The sequence below is a fragment of the Phyllobacterium myrsinacearum genome, from assembly GCF_014138285.1.
GTDB classification, from domain to species: domain Bacteria; phylum Pseudomonadota; class Alphaproteobacteria; order Rhizobiales; family Rhizobiaceae; genus Phyllobacterium; species Phyllobacterium myrsinacearum_A.
The window spans coordinates 1,347,704-1,362,106 of record NZ_JACGXN010000001.1; the positions used below are offsets into that span (position 1 = coordinate 1,347,704).

The 14,403-nt window shown below is 57.3% G+C and carries 11 protein-coding genes; 4 read left to right on the forward strand and 7 right to left on the reverse strand.

Annotated elements, in window-relative coordinates; translation table 11 throughout:
* Positions 1-4: 4 nt before the first annotated feature.
* The gene (locus tag FHW16_RS06685) at positions 5-1,636 is read right to left on the reverse strand and encodes a Na+/H+ antiporter (RefSeq protein ID WP_182548318.1); all 1,632 of its coding nucleotides are present in this window, start codon (positions 1,634-1,636) and stop codon (positions 5-7) included.
* 967 nt (positions 1,637-2,603) lie between these two features.
* Here FHW16_RS06685 and FHW16_RS06690 point away from each other — a divergent pair.
* Positions 2,604-4,520 carry a long-chain-fatty-acid--CoA ligase gene (locus tag FHW16_RS06690; RefSeq protein WP_182548955.1) on the forward strand — a complete coding sequence of 639 codons (1,917 nt, stop codon included), beginning with the start codon at positions 2,604-2,606 and terminating at the stop codon, positions 4,518-4,520.
* A 39-nt stretch (positions 4,521-4,559) separates the two neighbouring features.
* Here the strand turns inward: FHW16_RS06690 and FHW16_RS06695 are convergent, their stop codons facing one another.
* From FHW16_RS06695 to FHW16_RS06720, 6 genes are all read right to left on the reverse strand, one after another.
* Positions 4,560-5,195: a LysE family translocator gene (locus tag FHW16_RS06695; RefSeq protein WP_182548319.1), complete on the reverse strand. Its 636-nt coding sequence runs from the start codon at positions 5,193-5,195 to the stop codon at positions 4,560-4,562.
* A gap of 120 nt (positions 5,196-5,315) precedes the next feature.
* Positions 5,316-5,693: a glyoxalase superfamily protein gene (locus tag FHW16_RS06700; RefSeq protein ID WP_182548320.1), complete on the reverse strand. Its 378-nt coding sequence runs from the start codon at positions 5,691-5,693 to the stop codon at positions 5,316-5,318.
* 294 nt (positions 5,694-5,987) lie between these two features.
* The gene (locus FHW16_RS06705; RefSeq protein ID WP_182548321.1) at positions 5,988-6,728 is read right to left on the reverse strand and encodes an HAD family hydrolase; all 741 of its coding nucleotides are present in this window, start codon (positions 6,726-6,728) and stop codon (positions 5,988-5,990) included.
* Positions 6,728-7,786 (reverse strand): succinylglutamate desuccinylase/aspartoacylase domain-containing protein, encoded by a 1,059-nt coding sequence (locus FHW16_RS06710; protein ID WP_182548322.1) that lies wholly within the window; start codon positions 7,784-7,786, stop codon positions 6,728-6,730. The genes FHW16_RS06705 and FHW16_RS06710 overlap by 1 nt, the downstream gene beginning before the upstream one ends.
* Positions 7,787-7,864: 78 nt before the next feature.
* Complete coding sequence (gene pgi, locus FHW16_RS06715) at positions 7,865-9,493, reverse strand: glucose-6-phosphate isomerase (protein WP_432652011.1); 1,629 nt, start codon at positions 9,491-9,493, stop codon at positions 7,865-7,867.
* Positions 9,494-10,043: 550 nt separating this feature from the next.
* The gene (locus FHW16_RS06720) at positions 10,044-10,310 is read right to left on the reverse strand and encodes a hypothetical protein (RefSeq protein ID WP_182548324.1); all 267 of its coding nucleotides are present in this window, start codon (positions 10,308-10,310) and stop codon (positions 10,044-10,046) included.
* Positions 10,311-10,563: 253 nt separating this feature from the next.
* On the opposite strand from FHW16_RS06720, the gene FHW16_RS06725 reads away from it, so the two are divergent.
* From FHW16_RS06725 to FHW16_RS06735, 3 genes are all read left to right on the forward strand, one after another.
* The gene (locus FHW16_RS06725) at positions 10,564-11,007 is read left to right on the forward strand and encodes a CoxG family protein (protein WP_182548325.1); all 444 of its coding nucleotides are present in this window, start codon (positions 10,564-10,566) and stop codon (positions 11,005-11,007) included.
* A gap of 113 nt (positions 11,008-11,120) precedes the next feature.
* The gene (locus FHW16_RS06730; protein WP_182548326.1) at positions 11,121-12,734 is read left to right on the forward strand and encodes a GMC family oxidoreductase; all 1,614 of its coding nucleotides are present in this window, start codon (positions 11,121-11,123) and stop codon (positions 12,732-12,734) included.
* A 210-nt stretch (positions 12,735-12,944) separates the two neighbouring features.
* Positions 12,945-14,402, forward strand: a complete 1,458-nt coding sequence (locus FHW16_RS06735; protein WP_182548327.1) for an NAD(P)-dependent oxidoreductase — start codon at positions 12,945-12,947, stop codon at positions 14,400-14,402.
* Position 14,403: the final 1 nt, after the last annotated feature.

Here is a 14,403-nt window from a genome sequence, read left to right on the forward strand (position 1 = left end):
ACACCTACTGGAAGCGGGCTTCCAGTAGGTCGATATCCCGCACCATTTTCGTGGCAATCGTGCTCTCCAGCCGCCGTGCCCTTACAAGGCGGTGAATCTCCTGCCGTTCCGCCCTGAGCGCGGTAACGCGCAACAGTTTTTCAATCTCTTCGCCGCGCGCAACCTCTTCGCGCTCTTCGCCAAGCTGCATACGCCCGTCAATACGCTTGCGGTAAAGCTCCATGATGTGGTTGGCGACATCCGTATACATATCGGCATCGGCCCGGCCCGATGCCAGGCTGTGCTGAGCACGCTCGATTGCCATAATCGCAGCTTCTGCCGCAGCAATACGGGCATAGTCCTCCTCGCGCTGGTTTGAGTCTTCGATCGGCAGATCAATGTTTCGCAACAGACGCGGCAGGCTTATGCTGGCCATAACCAGCGACAGGATGATGACGCCAGTCGCGAGGAAAATGACGAGATCACGGGCTGGGAACAACGAGCCGTCATAAAGGAACAAGGGGAGAGTCAGGATACCCGCAAGGGTGATGGCACCACGAACACCGGCAAACGACATGGCAGCAACCAATTGCCAGCTTGGCTTGACGACGGTCTCGCCCTGTCTCCTGCGTTGAGCCATCGTCACGCGCCATGACACCCAGACCCAGAGAAAACGCAACGCGGCCAGAGCGGCATAGATCACCACGACGTAGACCAATAGCCACCAGGGGCTGCTCTCGCCGTGCTGCACGTTCTTGACCGCACCGGAGAAAATACCCGGCAGCTGCTCGCCGAGCAATACGAAGATTGCACCATTGGCAGCAAACTGTGCCGTGTCCCAGACGGCCGTACGCCGCACACGGGTGAGCGCCATGGACTGGGTGGCGTTCTCGGCATAACTCATGGTGATACCGGCCGCTACCGCCGCAAGGATACCGGAGGCATGGACATGTTCCGCCAAAAGATAGGCGCCGAAGGGGATGAGCAGGCTGATAAGGATTTGCGACCCGCTTTCCTCACCAAGCTTGCGGGCGAGGAATGCCTTGCCGCGCGTGACACCAATAGTCACGCCAATGCCGATGGCGATGCCGGCGAAGGCGAGCCACAGAAAGGTGAAAAATGCCTCGGTGATCGAGAAGCTGCCGGTCAGCATCGCAGCCACCGCAAAGCGCATGCAGACAAGGCCCGATGCGTCATTCAGCAGGGATTCCCCTTCGAGAATATGCATCATGCGGGATGGAATAGGCACGCGTGCCGCAATGGCCGAAACGGCAATCGGATCGGTCGGCGAGACAATCGCAGCCAATGCGAAGGCTACGGGCAACGGCACGGACGGGATCATCCAGTGCACAAAAAAGCCGACACCAATCACCGTGAAGATGACAAGGCCCAGCGCCATTTCCAGAATGATGCCCTTGTCGCGAAAGAGACCCTCCTTGGGAATCCGCCAGCCATCGAGAAAGAGCAGTGGCGGCAGAAACAGCAGGAAGAAAATATCAGGATCAAGCTGCACGCGAATGGTGGTGACCGAGGCAATCGCCGCGCCAAGACCGATCTGCACCAGAGGCAGCGGTACGGCCAAAGGCAGCACGCGCACGATGGAGTCGCTGACCACAACGGCCAGAAGCATCAGCAGAATGATGGTGATTGTTTCCACGGCGAATCCATTTTGATTGTCTGGAAAGAATGAAGGAAAAGCCGGTGCTTTGTCGAGGCGAACCTTGGCAACTTTGCGCCCACATCATGCCTATAGAGTGAATTCACTACGGGGAGTGATAATTCACCCGAAATCAATTTTACGTTTACGTCAATGTAAGACTTGCATGCGCACCGCCTATCGCCATAGATAGAATTGTTGAGTAGCATGGGTTTAAGGTTGGAGGACCGAGATCCAGACTACACTGAAACCATCAGGGGAGGTTAATGTGGCTAAAGAGACAACACCGGTAAAAACATCCGTGACAGCCAAGCGTGCCAGCACCAGCGCCGCGCCAGCCAAAACGGCGAAACCCGCCGCCACGACTGCAAAAGCCGCCGCGAACAAACCAGCCGGTGAGGTCAAAGCTGCGAAACCTGCCGTCAAGACAGAGGCCAGTTCTGCTGCCAAGCCAAATACGGCTCCGGTCGCAGCCAAGGCTCGGGTAAAAGCAGCCGCCAAGCCAGCAACCATCGCCAAGGCAGCTCCACCCAAAACAGCCAAGCCAGCGGCAGTAAAAGCGGCTGCAGCCATTACAGGTGAAACACCAAAGCCTGCACGCAAGGCCAAACCTGATGCGAAGGCGGCTCCCGTCAAGCCAGCGACCGTGAAAAAGACGCCTGCTCCCAAGGCATCCAAACCTGCAGCAACAAAAAAGGCTGATGCGCTTATCGTCGGCGAAGCGCCGAGGTCAGTCGCCAAGCCCGCGCCAAAAACTGCTGCCAAGGCCAAAACAGCAACGACGCCAAAGGCAGCGGTAAAAGCACCAGCCAAACCGGCAGCTGCTCCCAAAACCGAAACAAAAGCAGCCGCAAAGCCAATCCCGAAAGCGGCGCCTGCCAAACCTGCTGCAGTAAAGAAGGCATCTGCGCCTAAAGCGGGCAGGCCTGTTGCTGTAAAGAAAGTTGATGCACCCGTTGTCAGCGAAATGCCGAAGCCAACGGTAAAAGCTGCACCGGCCAAGCCTGCCGCAGCGCCAAAAACGGCCGCATCTGCAGCGCCAAAAACGGCCAAGCCGGTTGGCGCCAAGAAGGCCGCTGCATCTGTGACCAGCGAAATACCAGAACCAGCGGCAAAAGCGAAAACGGCGGCACCGGTTAAACCGGCAGCCAAGACAAAAGCTGCTGCGCCAGCCGCCAGGACAGAACCTGCAAAAGCCGTATCACTGGCAAAGATGCCCGAAGCAAAATTGTGGGTGAAATCCTATCCGGAAGGTGTCCCTGCCGAGATTGGCCCGTTGCCTCACGAGAACATCAACGAACTTTTTGCTGCCGCGTACAAGAAGTATGCCAACCGGCCATCCTTCACCTGCATGGGTAAAGCGATGACCTACGCAGAAATGGATCGCCATTCACGGGATCTCGGGGCATGGCTGCAGTCACGCGGACTGGTTAAGGGTGACCGCGTTGCAGTGATGATGCCAAACATTTTGCAGTACCCTGTGGCTATCGCCGCAATCCTGCGTGCGGGTTTGACTGTCGTCAACATCAACCCGCTCTACACACCGCGCGAACTTGAGCACCAGCTGAAGGATAGCGGTGCCAAGGCCATCATTATTCTGGAAAACTTTGCCACGACACTGCAAAAAGTGCTGACGGCCACGCCGATCAAGCATGTGGTCGTTGCGACCATGGGCGACATGTTGGGTCTCAAGGGCCATATCGTCAATCTGGTCGTGCGCCGTGTGAAGAAAATGGTACCAGCTTGGTCCCTGCCCGGTCATACGCCCTTCAAGACCGCCCTTTCTCAAGGGGCGGCACTCACGCTGAAGCCAGTTGAGGTCAAGCGTGATGATGTCGCCTTCCTGCAATACACGGGCGGCACAACAGGCGTTTCCAAGGGCGCGATTCTGACTCACAGCAATATCGTGGCCAATGTCACGCAGATGCGCCTCTGGGTCGAGGTCGGCTTCCGCAAGAAGGGTCGTCCAGACAATCTGACATTCATCTGCGCGCTGCCGCTCTATCATATTTTCGGTCTTACCGTGAACGCGATGATCAGCATGGAGCTGGGCGGCAACAACGTACTGATCCCCAATCCGCGCGACATTCCTGCCTTCGTGAAGGAATTGCAAAAAGTACCTATCCACGTCTTCCCGGGCCTCAACACGCTCTTTAACGGGCTTCTCAACAATGAGGATTTCCGCAAGCTCGACTTCAGAAATCTGATCCTCTCGCTGGGTGGTGGCATGGCCGTGCAAAGACCGGTTGCAGATCGCTGGTTCGATGTAACGGGCGGCCTGATCACAGAAGGTTTCGGCCTCTCCGAGACATCGCCTGTTGCATCGGCCAACCGGCTCGATGCCACGGAGTTTTCCGGTACGATCGGCACGCCGCTGCCGTCGACAGACTTTTCCATCCGCGATGATGATGGCAAGGAACTTCCGCTGATGGAAGTCGGTGAAATCTGCATCCGCGGCCCGCAGGTGATGGCCGGTTACTGGAACCGCCCGGATGAGACAGCCAAGGTCATGACGTCGGATGGCTTCTTCCGTTCCGGCGACATGGGCTATATGGACGAACGTGGCTACACCAAGATCGTCGACCGCAAGAAGGACATGATCCTTGTCTCCGGCTTCAACGTCTATCCGAACGAGATCGAAGAAGTGGCAATGGAACATCCCGGCGTGCGTGAGGCAGCGGCAATCGGCGTTCCGAACGAACATTCCGGCGAAGTGGTCAAGCTCTTCATCGTCCGCAAGGACCCTTTGCTTACGGAAGAAGCCGTTAAGGCATTCTGTGCCGAGCGGCTGACCAATTACAAACGCCCCCGCACCGTCGAGTTCCGCGACGAGCTGCCGAAAAGCAATGTCGGCAAGATCCTGCGGCGCGAGTTGCGCGGCTGATCAACCAATAGAAAGCCGCCCCGTGCGGCTTTCTTCTTTTCAGGCGTTTGCACGCCTATAAAAGGCGAGTGAGCCAGCAAGCGCCAGCAACGCTCCGCCGCAAAGACGATCCAGCCAAAGCGCTCCCGATTTTTTCAGGACGTGCACCGCCTGCGCGCCAAGCAGCGCATAACCGAACATGATCGCAAAATCGAGTGTGGCGAAAATCACGGCAAGGACTGCGTATTGCGGAACCTGCGGCATATCGGGCGCAATGAATTGCGGCAGGAAAGCCGAGAAGAACAGATAACCCTTGGGATTAGTAACAGCGACGAGAAAGCTCTTGAGGAAAATAGAGCGGCTCGTTGCCGATGTCTCGTGGGCATCGGTACGCAGCGATAAATCGAGTGTTCCCTTGGAACGCAACAGCATTATACCGAGAAAAGCGAGATAACCCGCGCCGAGCCACTTGACCACCGAAAACCAGAATTCGGATGCGGCAAGCAAGGCACCAAGCCCCAAGGCAACGGCACCGATCAGCACGAAATCGGAAATGACCGCACCCGCCATGCCGGCCAGAGCGCGGCGCACACCGAACCGCGAGCCGTTGGTCAAGGCCAGAAGAACCGTCGGCCCCGGCGTGGCTATGCCAATGAAGGCAACGAGAGCAAAGGCCAAAAGTGTTGTTGCGGTCATGATCATCTCCTCTTCGCGCCAGAACGCGGATATCCCTGAAGCTGACATTACCTGCGGCGCGCAGTCGGTCAAGCAGGCGGGTATCCCTGTCCTTCAGGGGAAGGACAGGGCACTTTGAGATTAAAGCGGCTGACCGACATCAATGCGGTTGCCGTCGAAATCCTCGAAGACAAAAGCCCTGAGGCCATAGTCCTTGTCCTTCAAACCCTTGATGATGCGCAGGGCCTGCGCCTGACAGATCGAATGCAGTGCATCGACATTGTCGACCATCATGTGAACGACATTGAAAAGCGCGGCCTTGTGGTCTTTCTGCAAAGTCAGGTGCAGCTCGGCATTATCGCGTTTCAGAATCATGAATCCAACGGGATCACCATTCTGGAAGGTTTTGGAAAAGCCGAGGACACCCGTGTAGAAATCATGGGCGCGCTGCATATCCGCAACCGGCAGCATGGCTGCAATACGTCCGAAATGGATGGAACTGGCGGGAGTGTCGTTCATGTCATAACCCTATGGTTTGAAAGGCCTGCTGGCTTTTCCGGACGGTGCCGGGATAAAGCCGCTGCTTTCGTCAATCAGATCATGAGACGGTGCCCACGGGGTTTCTATACAGCGCCTCGCTGCTCTCCTCAATATGATTTCACCGCAAATCGGTAGTGCGTGGTTCTACAAGCTCATCATGAGGGAGATGGAGATTGCAGGAAGTCAAGTTCTGCAATGACTGCGATTGGCCTTGCAGCACCTCTCTCCCTCATGGTGAGCTTGTCGAACCACGCACAATGGCTCTGCAACCGATCAATCCTGCGAGAGTTTAACCCGGCCCGCCAGAAAATCAGGCAGATCGGCAATCGATCCCAGAATGGCATCACTGAGCGACGCCAGATCATCCAGCGTGCTGTTGCCGGAGAGAACACCGACAGCCAATCCCGCGCCGGCCGCATGGGCCATTTCAAGATCATGGCCGTTGTCGCCGACCATGGCGACGGCACTTGCCGGAATGCCTGTCTTTGCCGCAAACAATTCCAGCTGGTCAGCGTGCGGTTTCGCCCGGGCAACGGAATCATAGCCGATGATGACCGAAAACAACGCGGTCAGACCCAACGCTTCGGCGGTCGCCCGCGCGCCGGCCTCGGAATCATTCGTGGCGATGCCGAGGATAAAGCCTTGCGCGGCCAGCCGCTCCAGCGTCTCGCGCAATCCATCTATGCCGACGGCCCGGCGCGATCCTTCTCGCACCGCATATTCGTCATAAGCCCGGATGCGTTCGCGCTTTTCTTCGAGTGTCAGTTCCGGATGCCAGAGATCGACAATATCGTTGATCGTTCCAGCCGCGACGACCGAGCCGCCACGAAACCGTTCCATTTCCCAGTCGTAGCCGCCTGCTTCCACGAGCGCACGCGCACGCGCTGCATCACCATCGGCAGCCTTGTGCGCCAGTTCCATGGTGATGCCGAACCAGGTCCGGTTGAAATCGACGAGCGTGCCATCCTTGTCAAACAGGATGGCACGGATTTCCGAGGGGTGGGCGCGGGCCATCAGGCCTCCAGCGAGCCCGGCCGCGCCTGTTCGGAGCGCTTGGAACCCAGAAGCTTGAGAAGGTCATCGCCCCGGCGCGTGTAGCGATGACTGCGGCGGGTAAGGATACGACCTGCCTGTGGAGCAGTCAGCGTGACGTCGCCGGAAGGATCGCCGGGAATGGTGACGACAGTCACAAGCTTTGCACCCGCCTCAACCTCGTCACCAATGTTCACATGAAACAGAACCATCCCGCCCTGCGGCGCACGAACCATTTCCACATTCTCGAGAGGCGTAACCGGCCCCTTGAAATCCACGGTTAGCTTGACGGCTGCGTCGATGACGACGCCACGATGGACGAGGAACCGGTACAGTCCTTCCGCGTCCGCCTTGCCTGTCGCGACATCAACGTCACTCAGTCCGCGAAACTCGACTGTCGTCACGGCCCGCCGTTTCACATCCCGCTTGCTATCAGGCAATTGCAGCACGGGATGAGCACAGGCTTCCTCGAAAGCCGCATCGGCAGTGCTGTTCCAGGACAGGATGGCCGTTGACCCCAGAGACGAAGCGAGATCGTACATCTCAGGCAGAAACGCCTGATGGATGTAGAGGTAGTTTTCACTCTCGTCATCGCAATGCAGGTCGAGCACGATTTCATGCGGCAGAGCGAGGCGCAGCAACTGGGCCTTCAACCGTTCAGCCAGAGGCTTCGGACCATCAAGCGAAACCAGCCCCGACGTATCGAATGTATCAAGCAACGGAAACGAGCGATTGAAGTTGACGTTGGAGAAGAATTCAAACCGGCCGAGATGCTGGTGCGAGAACCATTGTGCAGAGCCAATCGGGTTGGCTTGGGGAACCACGGTTATATCACCGGCAATCCGACCTTCCCTTTCCGCTTTCTCCAGCATGGGAATGAGGAAGTGCAGAGCCGCCTGCCCGGGCAATTCTGAGCCATGAAGCGAGGATTGCAGATAGGCGGTAACAGCCTTTTCATCCTTGCCTGCAAAACGCAGCACGCGCAGTTCGATATGGTTGCCCGGCACGTCACCGGCCAGCTGGATCGTTTCGGTTTTCATCAATGCTCCCAATGCTTCAGTTCCGGCCCTTGAGCAAAGGCCGGAAACCCATTCTGTTGGTTATTTAGCCATTATAGCCTATTTGCCGCGGCGCTTGAGCAAGTGCGCGACAAGGCCTTGCGTGGATGCGTCCTTGTCCTTGGGCTTTACCTCGCCGGAAACAATCGGCAGAAGCTCCGTCGCCAATTCCTTGCCAAGTTCGACACCCCACTGGTCGAAGGCATTGATGCCGAAGAGCTGGGCTTCGACAAAAACGCGATGCTCGTAGAGAGCGATCAGACGACCCAAAGCATAGGGATCCAGCTTGTCATAAACGATAGTGATCGACGGCCGGTTGCCCGTGAAAACGCGGTGCGGCGCAATGCGGTTGACTTCGGATTTCGGCAAATTCTTTGCAGCAAGCTGCGCTTTGGCCTCATCCAATGTGCGGCCCTTCATCAGAGCCTCGGACTGGGCCAGACAATTGGCGAGCAGCATCTCATGCTGGTTGTCGAGATGCGGCTCGTGGCCTTTTGCCGCGACGATGAATTCAAGCGGGATCGTGTCCGTTCCCTGATGCAGGAGCTGGAAGAATGCGTGCTGACCATTGGTGCCGGGTTCGCCCCATACCACCGGGCCGGTGGGACCGGAAACCGGCTTACCATCGACGGTAACACCCTTGCCGTTTGATTCCATGTCGAGCTGCTGCAGATAGGCCGGGAGACGCGACAGACGCTGATCGTATGGAATGACCGCACGGCTGGTGTAACCTGAAATGGCCCGATGCCAGTACCCGACCAGACCAAGCATCATTGGCAGGTTCTTGGACAACGCAGCCTTGCGGAAATGTTCGTCCATCGCATGGGCGCCATCGAGGAAACGGCCAAAGTTTTCAGGTCCGATTGCAATCATCAAGGGCAGGCCGATCGCGGACCAGATGGAATAGCGGCCACCGACCCAATCCCAGAAGCCGAAGATGCGGTCTTCCGGAATGCCGAACGCATCAACTTTGTCGAGCGCCGTGGAAACCGCAGCAAAGTGCTGGCCGACAGCCTTTTCACCCAGCGCATCGGCAATCCATTTACGCGCCGCACGGGCGTTGGTCATGGTTTCGATGGTGGTGAAGGTCTTGGAGGCGACAATGATCAGCGTTGTCGCCGGATTGAGGTCTTTCAGCGTATCGGCGATGTGCGCCCCGTCGACATTGGACACGAAGTGGGTCTTCGGCCCGTCATGGTAGGGCGACAGCGCGAGGGTTGCCATGGCCGGTCCAAGATCGGAACCGCCGATGCCGATATTGACCACGTCGGTAATCGGCTTGTTTTTCGAGCCCTTGATTGTTCCCGAGCGCAGTCCGTCCGCATAGGCACCCATGCGTTTCAGGACATCGTTGATGCCGGGCATGACGTCCACACCATCGACTTTGATCGGCTTGTTGGAGCGGTTGCGCAGCGCCGTATGGAGAACGGCCCGGCCTTCGGTATTGTTGATCGGCTCGCCGGCGAACATGGCGTCCCGCCGGGCTTCGACATGGGCAACCTTTGCCAGATCGGCAAGAAGGGCAAGCGTCTCATCATTGACGAGGCATTTCGACCAGTCGAGGAGAAGATCATCAAGACTGAGGGAATAGCGTGAGAAGCGTTTCGGATCTTCTGCAAAGGTCGCGCGCATGTTTTTCGGTGCGCCGCTTTTGAAGTGTGCTTTCAATGCCTGAACGGAACCACGCAGGTCGTTCGCTTTCACCGTCGCCATATCTCTCTCCTGAAGTCGCACCTTGATCCTGACAGGCAGAAACCTGCCACCGGAATCATTTTGTTTCAATCGATTTAGGTCGTACACTCTTAAATCTTGTCAAAATGGCGCCTGAAACGGCAAGAAGATGCCGCGCATGGTCCGGTCCGGCCTCTGGCCGGGCCGAAAGATACATACGCAGATCGATATTTGGAGCATGGTCTTGTCCGAAAAGTCGAACAATTTTTCGGGACCATGCTCTGAGAAGCGCGAAGGGCGGGGCCTTTCCCCCGGCCGAGCGGTTCGACACTGCAGCTTGCAGCCGTTTCGGCGTCCGCAGGATATGGTCCATTTGCCCGGCTCCGTCGTCGCAAAGCCTCAAAAATGAACCACATTTCCCTCGTCTTTGCTCCTCGTATCCGAACAAATGGCCTCATACCATTTCAACCAGATTTATGAGTGTACGACCTAAAGCAGAATCTCTTCCGATTTAACATCAGGTCAGTCTGCGCCGCAAATCCGGGCGGAACTGCGGCGCAAAACTCCATCAGCTTTTGATGGCTGCGAGAACTTCATCATACGCCTTGCAGGCGTCTTTCAGATCGGTCTGGCCCTGATATTTGGTGGCCAGTTCCTGCATCTTGGTAACAATTTCCTGTGCCTTGGACGGATCCTTGGTAACGACCTGCTGAACAGCGGTGGTGATTTCACCGGCCTTTTTGGTCAGCTCTTCCTGGGTGCAGGTAGGGGCTTTCGAGCAACCAACGAGCGCAACGGCCAGCAACGAGATGCCGGCGACCATTTTCAATTTCATGTGCAGTCTCCCTTGATGAGATGAGTGATGTAGAGGAATACTTGGTCAGTGCTTTGTGCCCGTCATCCCTGCGGAATCACAAAGTCTTAATCCTGTTATTACACCGTTCTTGTTCGGTCTAGAGTCTTCCTCGCCAGTATCATGATGTTTTGTGACAGGATTTAATGGATTGGTACAAATAACGATCTTTTATAAATTATGGACAGGTCGGGCCACCCAACTTAGCCTCCCTGCTCAAGAGAAGGCATGAAACATGGATATGACCGGCGAAGAACGTATTTCTGCATCACGCGACGCAGTGTGGAAAGTGTTGAACGATCCGGATATTCTTAAAGCCTGCATTCCGGGCTGTGAAAATCTCGACTGGATTTCGGATACGGAACTCGAGGCAACGGTCGCTATCAAACTCGGTCCGGTCAAGGCGCGCTTCAGCGGTAAAGTGACGTTAAGCAATCTTAATCCCCCGCTGTCCTACACGATATCAGGCGAGGGAAAGGGTGGCATTGCAGGTTTTGCCAAAGGCGGCTGCGATGTCACCCTGATCGAGGATGGCAACGAGACCGTGCTCGCCTATGTGATCAATGCCGATGTCGGCGGCAAGATCGCGCAGCTTGGCGGCTGGTTGGTATCATCTTGGGCAAAGAAGCTCGCAAACCGCTTTTTCGAAAACCTCGGCCAGGCCGCCGCTGCGGCCTAGAGACCGACAATTCGACAGGTCTGTCGCATTTTCCATAAGCCATGGCGGAATGACGTTTGGGTCTGAGGCGGTCAACCCGGATATCCTGCCCCCAATGAACGGGCCAGGACTTCATGCGCACATTTGACTTTATCATCGTTGGATCAGGGTCTGCCGGATCTGTTGTGGCCGAACGGCTGTCTGCCAGCGGGCGGCATTCGGTGCTCGTGCTTGAAGCCGGCGGTTCGGACCGGCGGTTTTTCGTACAGATGCCCCTTGGCTACGGCAAGACCTTCTATGACAAATCCGTCAACTGGATGTACCGCGCAGAACCCGACCCCGGCCTCGGCGGCAATGCCGATTACTGGCCCCGCGGCAGGGTATTGGGCGGATCAAGCTCGATCAATGCCATGGTCTACGTGCGCGGTGCCAGGGAAGATTTCGACGAATGGCGTGACCGCGGCAATCCCGGCTGGGGCCATGATGACGTGCTGCCAATATTTCGGGAACTGGAAGACCATGACGGACCGGTTAAAAGCCTTGGTCGCGGCGGTCCGCTCCATGTCTCCGACTGCTCGCATCTGTTTCATCCGCTGGCGAACCAGATCCTGAAGGCGGCACAGGAAGCCGGGCTGCCCTATAACCCTGATTTCAACGGCGAAACACAGGAAGGAGCAGGTCCCTTTCAGCTTACCACCAAAGGAGGGCGGCGCATGTCCGCTGCGCGCGCTTTCCTGCGCCCCGCTATGAAGCGCGCCAATGTGACTGTTCTGACCGGCGCAATGGTCGAGCGTGTTACCTTTGACGGCAACCGTGCCAGTGGTGTCACGTTCATCCGCAACGGCCGGGCCGAAACGGTCAAGGCGGGACGCGAAGTGATCCTGTGCGGCGGTTCGGTCAACTCGCCGCAACTGCTTGAACTGTCCGGTATTGGCGATGCAGCACGTTTGCAGGAACTCGGCATACCCATCGTTCACAACAATGCGCAGGTGGGCGAGAACCTGCAGGACCATCTCGGTATCAATTACACCTACAAGGCCAGTGTCGCCTCGCTCAATCAGGTGCTGCGTCCATGGTGGGGGAAACTGCGCGTTGGCATCGAGTATCTGCTGCTGCGGACGGGGCCCTTGTCGATCAGCATGAATCAAGGCGGCGGTTTCTTCCGCACCGATCCGTCGCGGCCGCGGCCGAACATGCAGCTCTATTTCCAGGCCTTTTCAACAGTGCGACCCAAGACAGGTGAGCGGCCGATCCTCACTCCCGATCCCTGGCCGGGCTTTTCCATCGGCCTGTCCAATTGCCGCCCGACCAGCGTCGGTTCGATCCATATCCGCTCCGGCAATCCGCTTGACGCGCCCATGATCGTTCCCAATGCGTATTCCACCGAGCATGACGTTGCGGAAATGCTCGACGCGGTCAAATTCCTGCGAAAAATCGCCGATACGCCCACCCTGTCAAAACTAATTGTCGAGGAACTGTTGCCTGGTCCTGATTGCAGCAGCGATGATGCTTTGATTGATGATTTTCGCAAGCGCAGCGGTACGGTCTACCACCCGGTTTCCACCTGTCGCATGGGACCGGATCCAGCCAAGGCGGTCGTCAACCCCCGCCTGCGGGTTCATGGTGTCGAGGGCTTGCGCGTCATCGACTGCTCGATCTTCCCCAACATCATATCGGGCAATACCAACGCTGCCGCGATGATGGTGGGTGCAAAGGGCGCAAGTCTTGTTCTGGAAGATATAGGTTAACCCCCACGTTTGTTACGCCCAAGCTGCCTTGTCACGAGTGCCCGCCACTCCGCATCGCATTTTCTTGACCGTTTGATAAAAAATTTGACCTTTTGTAAAAATCTGGCATTCTTTCCATCAACAGGCGCCGGACAAACCGGCCCACCACCAAATTGCGACGCTTCCAAAGGGAACGGGACGTTGCAGTTTCAGAAATGGAGAGGCGATTTCATGGGATCGATTGATTCTGGAATCCGTGATGTGAGGACCGGACGGCTTGAGTCCGAAGTCTACATCGATGTTTTTTCCGATCTGCATCCGGCATTGACACGGCATGAAGCCTTTGTCGAATCCGACCGCTGTTATTTCTGCTACGATGCCCCGTGCATGAATGCCTGCCCGACCGGCATCGACATTCCCCTGTTCATCCGCCAGATCGCAGCGGATAATCCCACTGGCTCCGCCAAGACCATTCTGGCGGAGAACATTCTCGGCGGCATGTGCGCCCGCGTCTGCCCGACGGAAACGCTGTGCGAGCAGGCCTGCGTACGTGAAACCGCTGAAGGCAAGCCGGTGAAGATCGGTCTTCTGCAGCGCTATGCCACCGACCATCTGATGGAAAAGGGTCAGCATCCGTTTAAGCGCGCTGAGCCCACGGGCAAGAGCATTGCTGTGGTTGGTGCCGGCCCTGCCGGATTGTCGGCGGCTCATCGCCTTGCCAAATACGGTCACAGCGTGACGATTTTCGAGGCGAGGCCAAAAGCCGGCGGCCTCAATGAATATGGCATTGCCGCCTATAAGAGCGTCGACAACTTCGCCCAGAAGGAACTCGATTTCATTCTGGAGATCGGCGGCATCACCATCGAGAACGACAAGGCGCTCGGCCGGGACATCAGCATCGACGCACTGAAAGCCGGTTTTGACGCGGTGTTCCTCGGCATGGGTCTGCCAGGGGTGAACGAACTTGGCCTTGAAGGCGAAGATGCCGCCGGTTGCCTCGACGCCGTCGATTACATCTCGGTTCTGCGCCAGAGCGAGGACCTGTCACAAATCGCTGTCGGGCGCGATGTCGTTGTCATCGGCGGCGGCATGACCGCCATTGACGTGGCTGTCCAGACCAAGCTGCTTGGTGCCGAAAACGTCATCATTGCCTATCGGCGCGGTCCGGAAAGCATGAATGCCAGTCCCTATGAACAGGAACTGGCGCTGAAAACCGGGGTGATCATCCGCCACTGGTTGCAGCCGCGCGGCCTTACCCGCAACGCATCCGGCGAAGTCTGCGGCATCACGCTGGATTATACCGCCATGGTGGATGGCCGGCTGGCGCCAACGGGCGAGAGCATTACCCTCGCCAGTGACCAGATCTTCAAGGCGATTGGCCAGACACCGGCCGAGAGCATTCTTGCCGGAACCGGACTTGCGCTGTCGAAAGGACGCATCAGTGTTGATGATAGCCGTCGCACCTCGATCCCCGGCATATGGGCTGGCGGCGATTGCATTGCCGGCGGCCAGGACCTGACTGTGGCAGCGGTTCAGGATGGCAAGCTTGCCGCTGAATCGATTCATCATACCCTGACGCAGCAACCGGAGAAGGTCAGCGGCTTCGTTGAGGCCGTGATGGCCGACAAGCCGGATAACGCCTCAGCAACGGCGCAGCACCCCACCCGTTCAAGCCACATAGCTGGCTGAA

What these genes read in the sequence shown, in the direction of transcription:
- FHW16_RS06705 (WP_182548321.1), bottom strand. Translation starts at nt 6,728, where the DNA reads ATGGCCCGCGCCCACCCCTCGGAAATCCGTGCCATCCTGTTTGACAAG.
- FHW16_RS06695 (WP_182548319.1), bottom strand. Translation starts at nt 5,195, where the DNA reads ATGACCGCAACAACACTTTTGGCCTTTGCTCTCGTTGCCTTCATTGGC.
- FHW16_RS06735 (WP_182548327.1), top strand. Translation starts at nt 12,945, where the DNA reads ATGGGATCGATTGATTCTGGAATCCGTGATGTGAGGACCGGACGGCTT.
- FHW16_RS06710 (WP_182548322.1), bottom strand. Translation starts at nt 7,786, where the DNA reads ATGAAAACCGAAACGATCCAGCTGGCCGGTGACGTGCCGGGCAACCAT.
- FHW16_RS06700 (WP_182548320.1), bottom strand. Translation starts at nt 5,693, where the DNA reads ATGAACGACACTCCCGCCAGTTCCATCCATTTCGGACGTATTGCAGCC.
- FHW16_RS06730 (WP_182548326.1), top strand. Translation starts at nt 11,121, where the DNA reads ATGCGCACATTTGACTTTATCATCGTTGGATCAGGGTCTGCCGGATCT.
- FHW16_RS06690 (WP_182548955.1), top strand. Translation starts at nt 2,604, where the DNA reads ATGCCGAAGCCAACGGTAAAAGCTGCACCGGCCAAGCCTGCCGCAGCG.
- FHW16_RS06720 (WP_182548324.1), bottom strand. Translation starts at nt 10,310, where the DNA reads ATGAAATTGAAAATGGTCGCCGGCATCTCGTTGCTGGCCGTTGCGCTC.
- FHW16_RS06725 (WP_182548325.1), top strand. Translation starts at nt 10,564, where the DNA reads ATGGATATGACCGGCGAAGAACGTATTTCTGCATCACGCGACGCAGTG.